Raw genomic sequence first — 13644 nt, 5'->3', positions numbered from 1 at the left:
CCCGCGGCGCCGCCCCGCACCGGCCTCACTGCTCGCCCAGCGTCACATCCACCGTCCTGCCGACGCCGTCCCGGCTGTAGGTCACCGTCGTCTTCTGCCCCGGCCGGTCCGAGGCGAGCGACTCGGCCAGTGAGGTGATGGTGGTGATGTCGTCGTCACCCACCTTGGTGATGATGTCCCCGGGCCGGATGCCCGCCTTGTCGGCCGCGTCGCCCGGCTTCACGGTCACCACGGCCACCCCGGCCGGCTGGTAGTTCACGTCGACGACGGTGCGCCCGGTGATGCCGAGCGCGGCCCGCCCCGAGTCGGTCACCTTCCCCTGCTTGATGATCTGGTCGGCGACCGTCGTCACCATCGACGCCGGGATGGCGAACCCGATCCCCGGCGCCGCGCTGCCGCCGAGGTTGGGGTCGCTCGCGGCGAGCGTCGGGATGCCGACGACCTGGCCGTCCAGGTTGACCAGGGCGCCGCCGCTGTTGCCGGGGTTGATGGCCGCCGAGGTCTGCACCATGTTGGGGATGGTGGCGCCCGTACCGCCGCCCGCGGTGTTCTCGCTGACGGTCCGTCCGGTCGCCGACACGATCCCCTCGGTCACGCTGGACGACAGCCCGAGCGGCGATCCCATGGCCAGCGTGATCTGCCCGACCTGGACCTTCTCGGTGTCCCCGAAGGAGGCCGCCTTCAGCCCGTCCGGGCTCTTGTCGAGCCTGATGACCGCCAGGTCCTGCTGGGGGTAGGAGTACACCAGCGTCGCGGTGAGCGGTTCCTCCGTGTTGGCGGTCGTCACCTTGAACTTCTTCTCGTTCCCCACGACATGCGCGTTGGTGACGATGTGTCCGCTGCCGTCGTAGACCACCCCCGAGCCCAGGTCGCCGCTGGCCTGGATCTGCACGACCGACGGCAGGACGTCCTTGATCACCTTCTGGTAGCGGTTCTGCAGGTCGGTCGCCGCCAGGGGGACGGCCGCCGCCTGTGCGGCCCGGGCGGCCGAGGCGTCCTCGGCCGCGTCGCTCCCGAAGGCGGAACACGCGGATACCAGAGTGAGGCAGCAACAGGCCAGCGCGGCGGTCGTACGGCGGGTCCGGCGAGGTGGGGAAGCGTCCATGCCCCGAGTCTCGCCGCGGCGGTGACGCTCCGGCTCGCGCTGCTGGCCCGAACGAGGAGCGGCACCGGGGAGGTCAGCCGCGCACCCCGCACAGGTGCAGCAGCGCCGCGACCGCCCGGTACGGATCCGTCCGCCCGGCCCGCTCCTCCGCCGCGAGCAGCGCCGCCAGGTCGGCCGGTGCCCCGGCGTCGTCCGCGGCCGTGTCCGTGAACACCCGTACGCCGTACCAGGACTGCAACGGCGCACCGATGCCGGCGAGGGCGCCGGTGAGAGTGGTCAGCCGGTCGGCCCGGACGTCCAGGCCCAGCCGGTTGCGGTAGGAGACGGTGTCGAAGGCACCCAGGGCCGCCGCCCAGTCGCCGCTCAGCCCCGGCCGCATGGCCAGCGCGTCGGCGTTGCGCACCAGCAGCGACAGCAGGCCGCCCTGGGCCAGCATCCGGGCCAGCCCGGCGAGCAGCGCGTCCGGCTCCTCGACGTACATCAGCACCCCGTGGCAGAGCACCACGTCGAAGCTGCCCGGCAGGAAGTGGACGCCGGTGTCCCGCCCGTCCCCCTCGACGATCCGCACCCGCTCGCGGATGCCCTCCGGCTCACCGGCCAGGGCCTCCCGCGCGGCCGCGATCATCGCCGGTTCCCGCTCGACACCGGTCACCTGGTGACCGGCCCGGGCCAGCCGCAGCGCCTGCGTGCCCTGGCCCATGCCCACGTCGAGCACCCGCAGCCGCTGTCCGACCGGGAACCGCCCGGCTATCTGCTCGTCGAGCTGCCGGGCCACCAGCTCCTGCCGTACGACGTCACGCAGTCCGCCCAGCTTGTTCAGCCAGGCCTCGGCCGCACCCCCGGTGAAAGGCTCTGCGCTCAGGGCCGCTCTCCGCGCTTGACCTGCGGCTTGGGCAGCCGGAGCCGGCGCATCTGGAGGGAGCGGAACAGACCGTAGGTGACGGCGCCCTTGCGGTTCTGGTCCGGGAAGCGCTCGGCGAGACGCTTGCGCAGCCGGACACCGCTGATGGCCGCGTCGAGCACGATGAGCACGATCACGACCAGCCACAGCAGCAGCGCGATGTTCTTGATCGCCGCGTTGTTGACCACACTCATGACCAGGATGACCACGGCCAGCGGCAGGAAGAACTCCGCCACGTTGAAACGCGAGTCGACCCAGTCACGGGCGAACCTGCGGACCGGGCCCTTGTCACGGGCCGGCAGGTACCGCTCGTCGCCGGTGGCCAGCGCCTGGCGCTGCCGCTCCATGGCTGCACGCCGGTCGTCCCGCTGACGCTTGGCGGCGTCCTTGCGGTTCGTCGGCGTGTTGGCCACGCTGCGGCGCTGGGTCTGGGCCTCACTGCGCTTGGGCGTGGGCCTGCCCTTGGGCGCCTGCGGGTCACGGGTCTGCTTGGAGTCGGTCACGGCCGCCTTGTCGGCGGGGGCCTTCTCATCCTTGGCACGGCTACGGAACACAAAACCCAAGGGTACGGGGTCGCGGGGTGTGGGCCCCAGTCCGGCGGGGAACGATCCCGCAACACCAGACGTCTCCATGGGGGACAGAGGGGACGTTGCAGACGGTTCGCTCAGGGGGACACCTACTACCTGTGCCGGAGCGGAGCAGTCCGTAGTCGTCCTTGGGGATGAGCGCATCGGTCCCCGAACAGTGCGGTAATGGAGGCAGGGCCCGTACTGTGGGTCCTGTCGCAGGATCTGTGAGCCGGAGTCCGTCAGAAGGGGGCGCGCGAAGCCCATGAGCGGTGTCATGAAGCGTATGGGGATGATCTTCCGCGCGAAGGCGAACAAGGCCCTGGACAGGGCCGAGGACCCGCGCGAGACCCTCGACTACTCGTACCAGAAGCAGCTCGAACTGCTTCAGAAGGTGCGCCGCGGGGTGGCCGACGTCGCCACCTCCCGCAAGCGCCTCGAACTCCAGCTGAACCAGCTCCAGCAGCAGTCCGGCAAGCTGGAGGACCAGGGCCGCAAGGCGCTCGCCCTCGGCCGGGAGGACCTCGCCCGCGAGGCGCTGTCCCGCCGGGCCGCGCTCCAGCAGCAGGTGACCGACCTGGAGACGCAGCACGCCACCCTCCAGGGCGAGGAGGAGAAGCTCACCCTCGCGGCCCAGCGCCTCCAGGCCAAGGTGGACGCCTTCCGTACCAAGAAGGAGACCATCAAGGCCACCTACACCGCCGCCCAGGCCCAGACCCGCATCGGCGAGGCCTTCACCGGCATCTCCGAGGAGATGGGCGACGTCGGCCTCGCCATCCAGCGCGCCGAGGACAAGACGCAGCAGCTCCAGGCCCGGGCCGGCGCCATCGACGAACTCCTCGCCTCCGGTGCCCTCGACGACCCGACCGGCACCGCCAAGGACGACATCGCCGCCGAGCTGGACCGCATCTCCGGTGGTACGGATGTGGAGCTGGAACTGCAGCGCATGAAGGCCGAGCTCGCCGGAGGTTCGCCCCAGCAGGCGATCGAGGGCGGCACCGGACAGGGCCAGCAGGCGCAGCAGCCGCAGGACACCCCGCGCTTCGACAAGCAGTAGCCGACGCCTGGAGGGCGACATGGCCGACATGGTCGTGAGGATCATGGGGGAGGGCCAGATGAGGCTGGCCGACAGCCACCTCGCCGAACTGAACAAGCTGGACGACGAACTCCTCGCGGAGACGGAGTCCGGCGACGAGGCAGCCTTCCGCCGCACCCTGGGCGCCCTCCTGGACAAGGTCCGGGAACTGGGCGCCCCGCTCCCCGACGACGCCCTGGAACCCTCGGACCTGATCCTGCCGTCTTCGGACGCGACCCTGGAGGAGGTCAGGGCACTGCTGAGGGACGACGGCCTCATTCCGGGCTGAGACGGTCTGTTCGGCTCGCCCGGCCGCCGGACTTGAGCCTCTCGGCCGACCGAGTCGGGCGGGTGGGTGGGAAGCCGGGCGGTGCCCGCAGCGGGCTGAACCGGCAGTTCCGGCCCGCACGAACCCGCCGTACTGTTCAGACTGTGAGCCCATTCGAGAGAGCCCGCTGCAGAGCCGGCGCCCATCCGCTCGCCGTGGACGCGGTCATCGCCGCGGGCGCCCTCGTCTGCATGGTCGTGAGCTCTTTCGCCGTCCCGCACGGCGCGCACGGCGTCGCCTGGGGCATCCGCACCCCGGAACCGCTCAGCCTGGTCCTGATGACGCTCGCCGCCGCGGCCCTGGTCTTCCGCCGGTACGCCCCGAAGACGGTCCTGGCCGTCACCGGCGCCGCCTCCGTGGTGGAGTGCGTCACCGGCGACCCCCGCGCCCCCGTCGCGATGGCGGCCGTGATCGCCCTGTTCACCGTCGCCGCCACCACCGACCGCCGCACCACCCTGCGGGCCGGCCTGCTCACCATGACCGTGCTGACCACCGCCGCGATGGTCGCCGGACCCCTGCCGTGGTACGCCCAGGAGAACCTCGCGATCTTCGCCTGGACCGGCATCGGCGCCACCGCCGGGGACGCCGTCCGCAGCCGGCGCGCGGTCGTGCAGGCCATCCGCGAGCGGGCCGAGCGCGCCGAGCGGACCCGGGAGGAGGAGGCCCGCCGCCGGGTCGCCGAGGAGCGCCTGCGGATCGCCCGTGACCTGCACGACGTCGTCGCCCACCACATCGCCCTGGTCAACGTGCAGGCCGGGGTGGCCGCACACGTCATGGACAAGCGGCCCGACCAGGCCAAGGAGGCCCTCGCGCACGTCCGCGAGGCCAGCCGCTCCGCGCTGAACGAGCTGCGCGCCACCGTCGGCCTGCTCCGCCAGTCCGGCGACCCGGAGGCGCCGACCGAGCCCGCCCCCGGCCTGCACCTCCTGGAAGAGCTCGCCGACACCTTCCGCAACGCCGGCCTCCCGGTCGAGGTCGCCCGCGCCGACCAGGGCACCACTCCGCCGGCCGCCGTCGACCTGGCCGCCTACCGGATCATCCAGGAGGCCCTGACCAACGTGCAGAAGCACGCGGGACCCGACGCCAAGGCCGAGGTCAGCGTCGTACGCGTCGGACCGCACATCGAGGTCACGGTCCTCGACAACGGCTCCGGCGACGGCACCGCCCCCGAGGCCGGCGGCGGCCACGGCCTGCTCGGCATGCGCGAGCGCGTCACCGCCCTGCGCGGCACCCTCACCACCGGCCCCCGCTACGGCGGCGGCTTCCGCGTCCATGCGATCCTGCCGGTCAAGACCGACACCGACGACCGTACGAGCGACCGTACGAACGGCCGTGCCAAGGGCCGTACGGCCGCCCTGGGGGATTCCGCATGACGATCCGTGTCCTGCTCGCCGACGACCAGGCACTGCTGCGCAGCGCGTTCCGCGTGCTCGTCGACTCCGAGTCCGACATGGAGGTGGTCGGCGAGGCCTCCGACGGCGCCGAGGCGGTGCGGCTGACCAAGGAGCACGAGGCCGACGTCGTCCTGATGGACATCCGGATGCCGGGCACGGACGGACTTGCCGCCACCCGGCTGATCAGCGCCGATCCCTCGCTCGCCCACGTCCGTGTGGTGATCCTCACCACCTTCGAGGTCGACGACTACGTCGTCCAGGCGCTGCGCGCGGGCGCCTCCGGCTTCCTCGGCAAGGGCAGCGAACCCGAGGAGCTGCTGAGCGCCATCCGGGTCGCCGCCGGCGGCGAGGCGCTGCTCTCCCCGACGGCCACCAAGGGCCTGATCGCCCGCTTCCTCGCCCAGGGCGACCTCGGCGACGACGGCCGCGACCCGGCCCGCACCGAGCGGCTGCACGCGCTCACCTCACGGGAGCGCGAGGTCCTGGTCCAGGTCGCCGGCGGGCACTCCAACGACGAGATCGCCGAACGCCTGGAGGTCAGCCCGCTGACCGTGAAGACGCACGTCAACCGGGCCATGGCCAAGCTGGGCGCGCGGGACCGGGCGCAGCTCGTGGTGATCGCGTACGAGTCGGGACTGGTCCGCCCGCGGATGGACTGATCTCCACCCGGGCGTACTGCGGCCGGAGTAGGCGCCGGATAAGGGAACGGGACCCAGGGCCTACGTGAGCAGGGCCTTCGATGGGCGAGGGTGGTGCGGTGGGCACCCACAGGTGCCCCATCTGCTTCTCACAGCAGCTCCGCTCACAGCAGCTCACCGAAAAGAGACCCCGACCCATGTCCTGGCTGTCCAGATTCAGCCTCGCGCAGCGGGCCCTGATAGGCCTCGTCTCCCTGATCGCGCTCGCCTTCGGGGCGATCGCCATCCCCCAGATCAAGCAGCAGCTGCTGCCCACCATCGAACTCCCGGTCGTCTCCGTCCTCGCCCCCTACCAGGGCGCCGCGCCGGACGTCGTCGAGAAGCAGATCGTCGAGCCGATCGAGAACAACCTCGAAGGCGTCGACGGCGTCACCGGAGTCACCTCCACCGCGAGCGAGGGCAACGCCGTGATCATGGCGTCCTTCGACTACGGCAGCGACACCAAGCAGCTGGTGGCCGACGTCCAGCTGGCCGTCAACCGCGCCCAGCTCCCGGACACCGTCGACCCGCAGGTCATCACCGGCTCCACGGACGACATGCCGACCGTGGTCCTCGCCGTCACCTCCGGCAAGGACCAGCAGGCCCTCGCCGACCAGCTCGACACGACGGTCGTCCCGGCCCTGAAGGACATCGACGGCGTCGGCCGCGTCCAGGTCACCGGCGTCCGCGACCTCCAGGTCACCGTCACCCCCGACGACGCGAAGCTGGCGAAGGCCGGGCTCACCACGGCCGCCCTCGCCCAGTCGCTCCAGGCGGCCGGCGCGACCGTCGCGGCCGGTTCCTTCACCGAGGACGGCGCCAACCGCACCGTGCAGGTCGGCGGCGGCCTGACCTCGCTGACGCAGATCAGGGACCTGATGGTCACCGGGCAGGGCGTGCACAAGCCCGTGCGCCTCGGTGACGTGGCCGCGGTACGGCAGCAGGAGGCCCCGGCCGACTCCATCACCCGCACCGACGGCCGCCCCAGCCTCGCCGTGAACGTCACCATGGACCACGACGGCAGCGCCGTCTCCATCTCGAACGCGGTCAAGGACAAGCTGCCGAAGCTCCGTCAGGACCTCGGCTCCGGCGCCACCCTCACGGTCGTCAGCGACCAGGGCCCGGCGGTCTCCAAGTCCATCAAGGGCCTCACCACCGAGGGCGCCCTCGGCCTGCTCTTCGCGGTCCTGGTCATCCTGGTCTTCCTGGCCTCGGTCCGCTCCACGCTGGTGACGGCGGTGTCCATCCCGCTGTCGGTGGTCCTCGCGCTGATCGTGCTGTGGACCCGCGGCCTCTCCCTCAACATGCTCACCCTCGGCGCGCTCACCATCGCCATCGGCCGGGTCGTCGACGACTCGATCGTGGTCCTGGAGAACATCAAGCGCCACCTCGGCTACGGCGAGGAGCGCCGGGCCGCCATCCTCGGCGCGGTCCGCGAGGTGGCCGGCGCGGTCACCTCCTCCACCCTCACCACGGTCGCCGTCTTCCTCCCGATCGGCCTGGTCGGCGGCATGGTGGGCGCCCTGTTCGGCTCGTTCAGCATCACGGTCACGGCCGCGCTGCTGGCCTCCCTGCTGGTCTCCCTGACGGTCGTACCCGTCCTGTCCTACTGGTTCCTGCGCGCCCCGAAGGGCACCCCCGAGGACGCCGCGGAGGCCCGCCGCAGGGCCGAGGAGAAGGAGGCGAACAGCCGCCTCCAGCGCGTCTACGTCCCGGTGCTGCGGTTCGCGACCCGGCGCCGCCTCACCAGCGTGCTGATCGCGGTCGTGGTCCTGGTCCTCACCTTCGGCATGTCCGGACTGCTGAAGACCAACTTCTTCGACCAGGGCGACCAGGAGGTCCTCACCGTCAAGCAGGAGCTGAAGCCCGGCACCGGCCTGGCGGCGACCGACGCCCAGGCGAAGCAGGTCGAGAAGCTGCTCGCCTCCATCGACGGCGTGAAGGACTACCAGGTCACGGTCGGCTCGTCCGGCTTCATGGCGGCCTTCGGCGGCGGCACCGACACCAACCAGGCGTCGTACTCGGTGATGCTGGACGACTCGAAGTCCTACGACAAGGTGCAGAACGCCATCGAGGACGGCCTGCGCAAGCTGAAGGGGGCCGGCACCACCACCGTCTCCGCCGGTGACGGCTTCGGCAGCCAGGACCTGAGCGTCGTCGTGAAGGCGGCCGACGGCAACGTGCTGCGCAAGGCCTCCGAGCAGGTCCGGGCCGCCGTCGCCGGGCTGGACGACGTCACCGACGTCACCAGCGACCTCTCCCAGAGCGTGCCGCGCATCTCGGTGAAGGCCAACTCCAAGGCCGCCGCGGCCGGTTTCGACGACCAGACGCTGGGCGCCGCCGTCACCCAGGCGGTCAAGGGCACCACGGCCGCGAAGGCGACCCTCGACGACACCGAGCGGGACGTCGTCGTGAAGTCGGCGAAGCCCGCCGAGACCCTGGCCCAGCTGCGGGCCCTCAGGCTCGGCGGGGTGAAGCTGGGCGACATCGCCACGGTGGAACTGGCGCCCGGACCGGTGTCGCTGACCCGCATCGACGGCCGGCGTGCCGCGACCATCACGGCGAAGCCGACCGGCGACAACACCGGCGCGGTCAGCACCCAGCTCCAGTCGAAGATCAAGGCGCTGAAGCTCCCCGCGGGCGCGACGGCCTCGATCGGCGGGGTCACCTCGGACCAGGACAGCGCGTTCAAGAACCTGGGCCTGGCGATGCTGGCGGCGATCGCGATCGTCTTCATGCTGCTGGTCGCGACCTTCCGGTCCCTGGTCCAGCCGCTGATCCTGCTGGTCTCCATCCCGTTCGCCGCGACCGGCGCGATCGGCCTGCTGGTCGCCACCGGCACCCCGATGGGCGTCCCCGCGATGATCGGCATGCTGATGCTGATCGGCATCGTGGTGACCAACGCGATCGTGCTGATCGACCTCATCAACCAGTACCGCGGCCAGGGCCACGGCGTCGTGGAGGCCGTGGTCGAGGGCGGCCGGCACCGGCTGCGCCCGATCCTCATGACGGCCCTCGCGACCATCTTCGCCCTGCTCCCGATGGCGCTCGGCGTCACCGGCGAGGGCGGCTTCATCGCCCAGCCGCTGGCGGTGGTCGTGATCGGCGGTCTGATCACCTCCACGCTGCTGACGCTGCTCCTCGTCCCGACGCTGTACGCGATGCTCGAACTCCGCAAGGAGCGCCGGGCGAAGAAGCGGGCGGCGAAGAAGGGCCAGGGGGCCGCGGAGTCCGCCCCCGCGGCCGAGGAGCCGCAGCCCGCGGCGGTGTGACGGTCCCGCGAACGGCGGCCGGTTTCCGGAACACCTCCGGGAACCGGCCGTCCGCGCGTGCCGGTTCCGTATGCTGGCGCCGCGAACTGCAGGGCGGGGAAGGGGAGTTTCGGCGTGCCGCTGCACAAGGACGACCCGCGGTCCCTCGGCGGCTACAGGCTGGCCGACCGGCTGGGGGCCGGCGGGATGGGCATCGTCTACCGGGGCCGGTCGCGCTCCGGGCGCGAGGTCGCCGTCAAGGTGGTGCACGCCCAGTACGCCGAGGACCCGGTCTTCCGGGCCCGGTTCCGGCAGGAGATCGAGGCGGCCCGCCGGGTGAGCGGCGCCTTCACCGCCCCCGTCCTGGACGCCGACCCGGACGCCCCGGCGCCCTGGATGGCCACCCAGTACGTGCCCGGCTCCTCCCTCGCCGCCCGCATCCGGGCCCACGGCGCGCTCCGCGTCACCGAACTCCGGCCGCTGGCCCTCGGCCTGGTGGAGGCGCTCCGGGACATCCACCGGGCCGGGGTGGTGCACCGCGACCTGAAACCGGCCAACGTCCTGATGGCCGAGGACGGCCCCCGCGTCATCGACTTCGGCGTCTCCCGGGCCGCCGAGAACCACAACACCCTCACCGAGACCGGGCAGATGGTCGGCACCCCGCCGTTCATGTCACCGGAGCAGTTCACGGACGCCCGTACCGTCGGCCCCGCCTCCGACGTCTTCTCGCTCGGCGCGCTGCTGGTGTACTGCGTCACCGGACGCGGCCCCTTCGACGCCGACAGCCCCTATCTGACCGGCTACCGGGTGGTCCACAACGAGCCCGTCCTGGACGGGGTCACCGGCCCGCTGCGCACGGTCCTGGAGCGCTGCCTGGCCAAGGACCCCGCCGACCGGCCCGGACTCGACGACCTGGCACGGCAGTTCACGGCGGCCCTGCCGGAACCGTCGTCCGCCGAACCGCAGACGATGACCCTGCGCCTGCCTCCCACCCGCCCCGGCCGCGCCCTTGCCCCCGACGCCGCCACCCCGCCGCTCACCGGCCGCCGCCCCCGCCGCCGTACCCCCCGCCTGCTGCTGGCCGCAGCCGCGGTGACCGCCCTCGCCCTGACCGGCTACTTCCTGCTGGGTTCCTGGAACGGCGACGGCGAGGCGCGCACCGGCTCCTCGACGTCTTCCGGTTCCCGCTGGGGCACCCTGCCCACCGGCTGGAAGCCCTGGCAGACAACGGTGTCCGCGACCGCCGAGCACGGCGTCAAGAAGGCACCGGGCTACGAGGGCGACACCGCGCCCTCCTGCGTGTCGGACGGCTCCTCCGTCTACTGCGGCGGCACCTCCCTCCTCCCCACCCGGGTCGACGCCACCACCGGCCGCACCCTCTGGCGCTCCGGCATAGCGCCCGCGGGCGTCCCGGCAGCCCGCTACATCACGACCGTCCTCGGCGTGGACGGCGGCCTGGTCCTCGTCGAACTGACGATCACCGACAGCGGGGGCCTGGGAAAGGCCCAGTCCGTCCTGGCGCTCAAGGCCTCGGACGGCAGTCAGGTGTGGTCCCACGCGGTACGCACCGACAGCCTGGGCTCGGCCTACGGCGACGGGGTGACCCTGACCCAGGAGGGCGACGGCAGCACGGTCACCGTCCGCTCGGCACAGGACGGCACCGTGCGCGGCAACGTGCCGGTGCCCGCCGGCTGGCTCTGCTCGCCACTCGCCGCGGACGGCTACCCCTATGTGGAGTGCGGCGACCAGGACGGCTCGAAGGGCACGAAGTTCTACGTCATCCACCCCGCCGACGGATCGGCCCGCGTCCTGAACTCGCCCGCCCAGGCGGGCAGTTTCGTCGGCACCCTCTCCGGACAGCTGCTCTTCCTGGAGTCGGACGACCAGGATGTCGACAACGGCCCCGACCTGATCTACACCCGCATCGTCCGCGTCGACCCCGACGCCGGCACGATCACCGTGAAAACACTGCCCGAGCACTACCGGGGCGGGTTGCCCACCCTGGCCCACGGCACGCTCTACCTCGCCACCTCCAGCGGCCTGGTCACCGCCTTCTCCCCGACGACGGGGGCCCGGCGGTGGAACAGCCACACCACCCTGGAATCGCCGGGCCAGGCATCCGTGGACGCGACCGGGCGGACCGTGTACATGGCCGGTGCGAGCGGACGGGTGGTCGCGCTCGACGCGGCGAAGGGCACCGTGCTGTGGGAGTCCGCCGCCCGCGCCGAGGTACTCGGCAACAGCGGCCTGCTCCCGACCGTCTGGTTCAACCGGGGCGCCCTGGTCCTGTCCACCTCCGACGGCACCGTCTTCACCCTCGACCCGGCCCACCCCGAGCGCAGGGCCGTCGACTCGGGGTGACACACGGGCCGTACGGCTACGGCAGCGCCAGCATCCGCTCCAGGGCCAGCTTGGCGAACGCCTCCGTCTCCTTGTCCACCTCGATGCGGTTGACCAGATTGCCCTCGGCCAGGGACTCCAGGGTCCAGACCAGGTGGGGGAGGTCGATGCGGTTCATGGTCGAGCAGAAGCAGACGGTCTTGTCGAGGAAGACGATCTCCTTGCCCTCGGGGGCGAAGCGGTTCGCGAGGCGGCGGACCAGGTTCAGCTCGGTGCCGATGGCCCACTTGGAGCCCGCGGGGGCTGCTTCGAGGGCCTTGATGATGTACTCGGTCGAACCGACCTGGTCGGCGGCGGCGACGACCTCGTGCTTGCACTCGGGGTGGACGAGGACGTTGACGCCGGGGATGCGCTCGCGGACGTCGTTGACCGAGTCCAGCGAGAAACGGCCGTGCACCGAGCAGTGGCCGCGCCACAGGATCATCTTCGCGGCCCGCAGCTGGTCGGCGGTCAGGCCGCCGTTCGGCTTGTGCGGGTTGTAGACCACGCAGTCGTCCAGGGACATGCCCAGGTCGCGGACGGCGGTGTTGCGGCCCAGGTGCTGGTCGGGCAGGAACAGCACCTTCTCGCCTTGTTCGAAGGCCCACTCCAGGGCGCGCTGGGCGTTCGACGAGGTGCAGATGGTGCCGCCGTGCTTGCCCGTGAACGCCTTGATGTCCGCGGACGAGTTCATGTACGAGACGGGTACCACCTGCTCGGCGATCCCGGTCTCGGTCAGCACGTCCCAGCACTCGGCGACCTGCTCCGCCGTCGCCATGTCGGCCATGGAGCAGCCGGCCGCGAGGTCGGGAAGGACCACCTTCTGGTCGGCCGAGGTCAGGATGTCGGCGGACTCGGCCATGAAGTGCACACCGCAGAAGACGATGTACTCGGCCTCCGGGCGGGCGGCCGCGTCCCGGGCCAGCTTGAAGGAGTCGCCCGTGACATCGGCGAACTGGATGACCTCGTCGCGCTGGTAGTGGTGGCCGAGCACGAAGACCTTGTCGCCGAGCTTCTCCTTGGCCGCGCGGGCACGCGCGACCAGGTCCGGGTCGGACGGCGAGGGCAGGTCGCCGGGACACTCGACGCCCCGCTCGCTCTTCGGGTCGGCCTCACGGCCGAGCAGCAGCAGGGCGAGCGGAGTCGGCTGTACGTCGAGCTCCGTGGTCTGGGCGGTGGTCACGACACGCACCCTTTCTACTTTTCGTCGTTCTGACGCTATCTATCATAACTGCTTCACGTCACTTTGACGATGGCCATAGCGTCTATGTGACGTGAATCCCGGCGCCGAACGCTGTGGGTGGTCACCGCGACCGCTGTGCGTGACTTCGGGCATGTGCGAGCATGAAGAGGTAGGAAAAACGCGAGAACGCGCATGCCGGCCCGGAATGAATCAGCGGACCCGCCGGTTGCACTCGTCGGCAAGCAGTCTCCGTACAACCCGGGAGAGATGTAGATGTCCGTATCGGACGAGACCAGCACCGCCACCGACGGCATCATCCTGAGCGACGCCGCCGCGGCCAAGGTGAAGGCCCTGCTCGACCAGGAAGGCCGCGACGACCTCGCCCTGCGCGTCGCCGTCCAGCCCGGTGGCTGCTCCGGCCTGCGCTACCAGCTCTTCTTCGACGAGCGTTCCCTCGACGGCGACGTCGTGAAGGACTTCGGCGGCGTCAAGGTCGTCACCGACCGCATGAGCGCCCCGTACCTGGGCGGCGCGTCGATCGACTTCGTCGACACCATCGAGAAGCAGGGCTTCACGATCGACAACCCGAACGCGACCGGCTCCTGCGCCTGCGGCGACTCCTTCAGCTGAGCCGACGGGCAGAGCGGCAGAACGGCACGAAGGCGGCGGCCCCTCACGGAGAGGGGGCGCCCCCGTCGTGTGTGGGCAGCCCCGCTGCTGTCTCTTATAAACAACTGACGCTGCCGACAATAGTAGAGGTCTATCTCTCGGGGGTCGCCGTGTCG

Annotated in this window: 11 protein-coding genes; 7 read left to right on the top strand and 4 right to left on the bottom strand. The window is 71.4% G+C overall.

What is annotated here, in order from left to right:
- Positions 1-25: 25 nt before the first annotated feature.
- From ACWGKQ_RS50850 to ACWGKQ_RS50840, 3 genes are all read right to left on the bottom strand, one after another.
- Entirely contained in the window at positions 26-1105 is a 1080-nt protein-coding gene (locus tag ACWGKQ_RS50850) for a S1C family serine protease (protein WP_453298951.1), read from the bottom strand.
- A gap of 73 nt (positions 1106-1178) precedes the next feature.
- Entirely contained in the window at positions 1179-1880 is a 702-nt protein-coding gene (locus ACWGKQ_RS50845) for a class I SAM-dependent methyltransferase (protein ID WP_453298950.1), read from the bottom strand.
- Between the two features lie 83 nt (positions 1881-1963).
- Positions 1964-2638, bottom strand: coding sequence for a DUF3043 domain-containing protein (locus ACWGKQ_RS50840; RefSeq protein ID WP_453298949.1), 675 nt, complete (start codon positions 2636-2638; stop codon positions 1964-1966).
- Between the two features lie 199 nt (positions 2639-2837).
- On the opposite strand from ACWGKQ_RS50840, the gene ACWGKQ_RS50835 reads away from it, so the two are divergent.
- From ACWGKQ_RS50835 to ACWGKQ_RS50810, 6 genes are all read left to right on the top strand, one after another.
- A complete protein-coding gene (locus tag ACWGKQ_RS50835; protein WP_453298948.1) occupies positions 2838-3629 on the top strand; it encodes a PspA/IM30 family protein in 792 nt (263 codons plus the stop codon).
- Positions 3630-3657: 28 nt separating this feature from the next.
- On the top strand, positions 3658-3936 hold the full coding sequence (gene pspAA / locus ACWGKQ_RS50830; protein ID WP_453298952.1) for a PspA-associated protein PspAA: 279 nt from the start codon (positions 3658-3660) through the stop codon (positions 3934-3936).
- A gap of 143 nt (positions 3937-4079) precedes the next feature.
- On the top strand, positions 4080-5348 hold the full coding sequence (locus ACWGKQ_RS50825; RefSeq protein WP_453298947.1) for a sensor histidine kinase: 1269 nt from the start codon (positions 4080-4082) through the stop codon (positions 5346-5348).
- Positions 5345-6028: a response regulator gene (locus ACWGKQ_RS50820; protein WP_453298946.1), complete on the top strand. Its 684-nt coding sequence runs from the start codon at positions 5345-5347 to the stop codon at positions 6026-6028. The genes ACWGKQ_RS50825 and ACWGKQ_RS50820 overlap by 4 nt, the downstream gene beginning before the upstream one ends.
- Before the next feature lie 176 nt (positions 6029-6204).
- Positions 6205-9318 carry an efflux RND transporter permease subunit gene (locus ACWGKQ_RS50815; RefSeq protein ID WP_453298945.1) on the top strand — a complete coding sequence of 1038 codons (3114 nt, stop codon included), beginning with the start codon at positions 6205-6207 and terminating at the stop codon, positions 9316-9318.
- Between the two features lie 114 nt (positions 9319-9432).
- Complete coding sequence (locus tag ACWGKQ_RS50810; protein WP_453298944.1) at positions 9433-11658, top strand: protein kinase domain-containing protein; 2226 nt, start codon at positions 9433-9435, stop codon at positions 11656-11658.
- A gap of 16 nt (positions 11659-11674) precedes the next feature.
- Here the strand turns inward: ACWGKQ_RS50810 and nadA are convergent, their stop codons facing one another.
- Positions 11675-12859, bottom strand: a complete 1185-nt coding sequence (gene nadA / locus ACWGKQ_RS50805) for a quinolinate synthase NadA (protein WP_453298943.1) — start codon at positions 12857-12859, stop codon at positions 11675-11677.
- A gap of 273 nt (positions 12860-13132) precedes the next feature.
- Here nadA and ACWGKQ_RS50800 point away from each other — a divergent pair, with 273 nt between their 5' ends.
- Entirely contained in the window at positions 13133-13489 is a 357-nt protein-coding gene (locus ACWGKQ_RS50800; protein ID WP_030951236.1) for an iron-sulfur cluster assembly accessory protein, read from the top strand.
- The last annotated feature ends 155 nt before the right edge of the window (positions 13490-13644 follow it).

The organism is Streptomyces sp. NPDC054770 (genome assembly GCF_053611985.1).
Note: the sequence above shows the minus strand (reverse complement) of the source record. Positions and strands in the feature narration are given on the sequence as shown.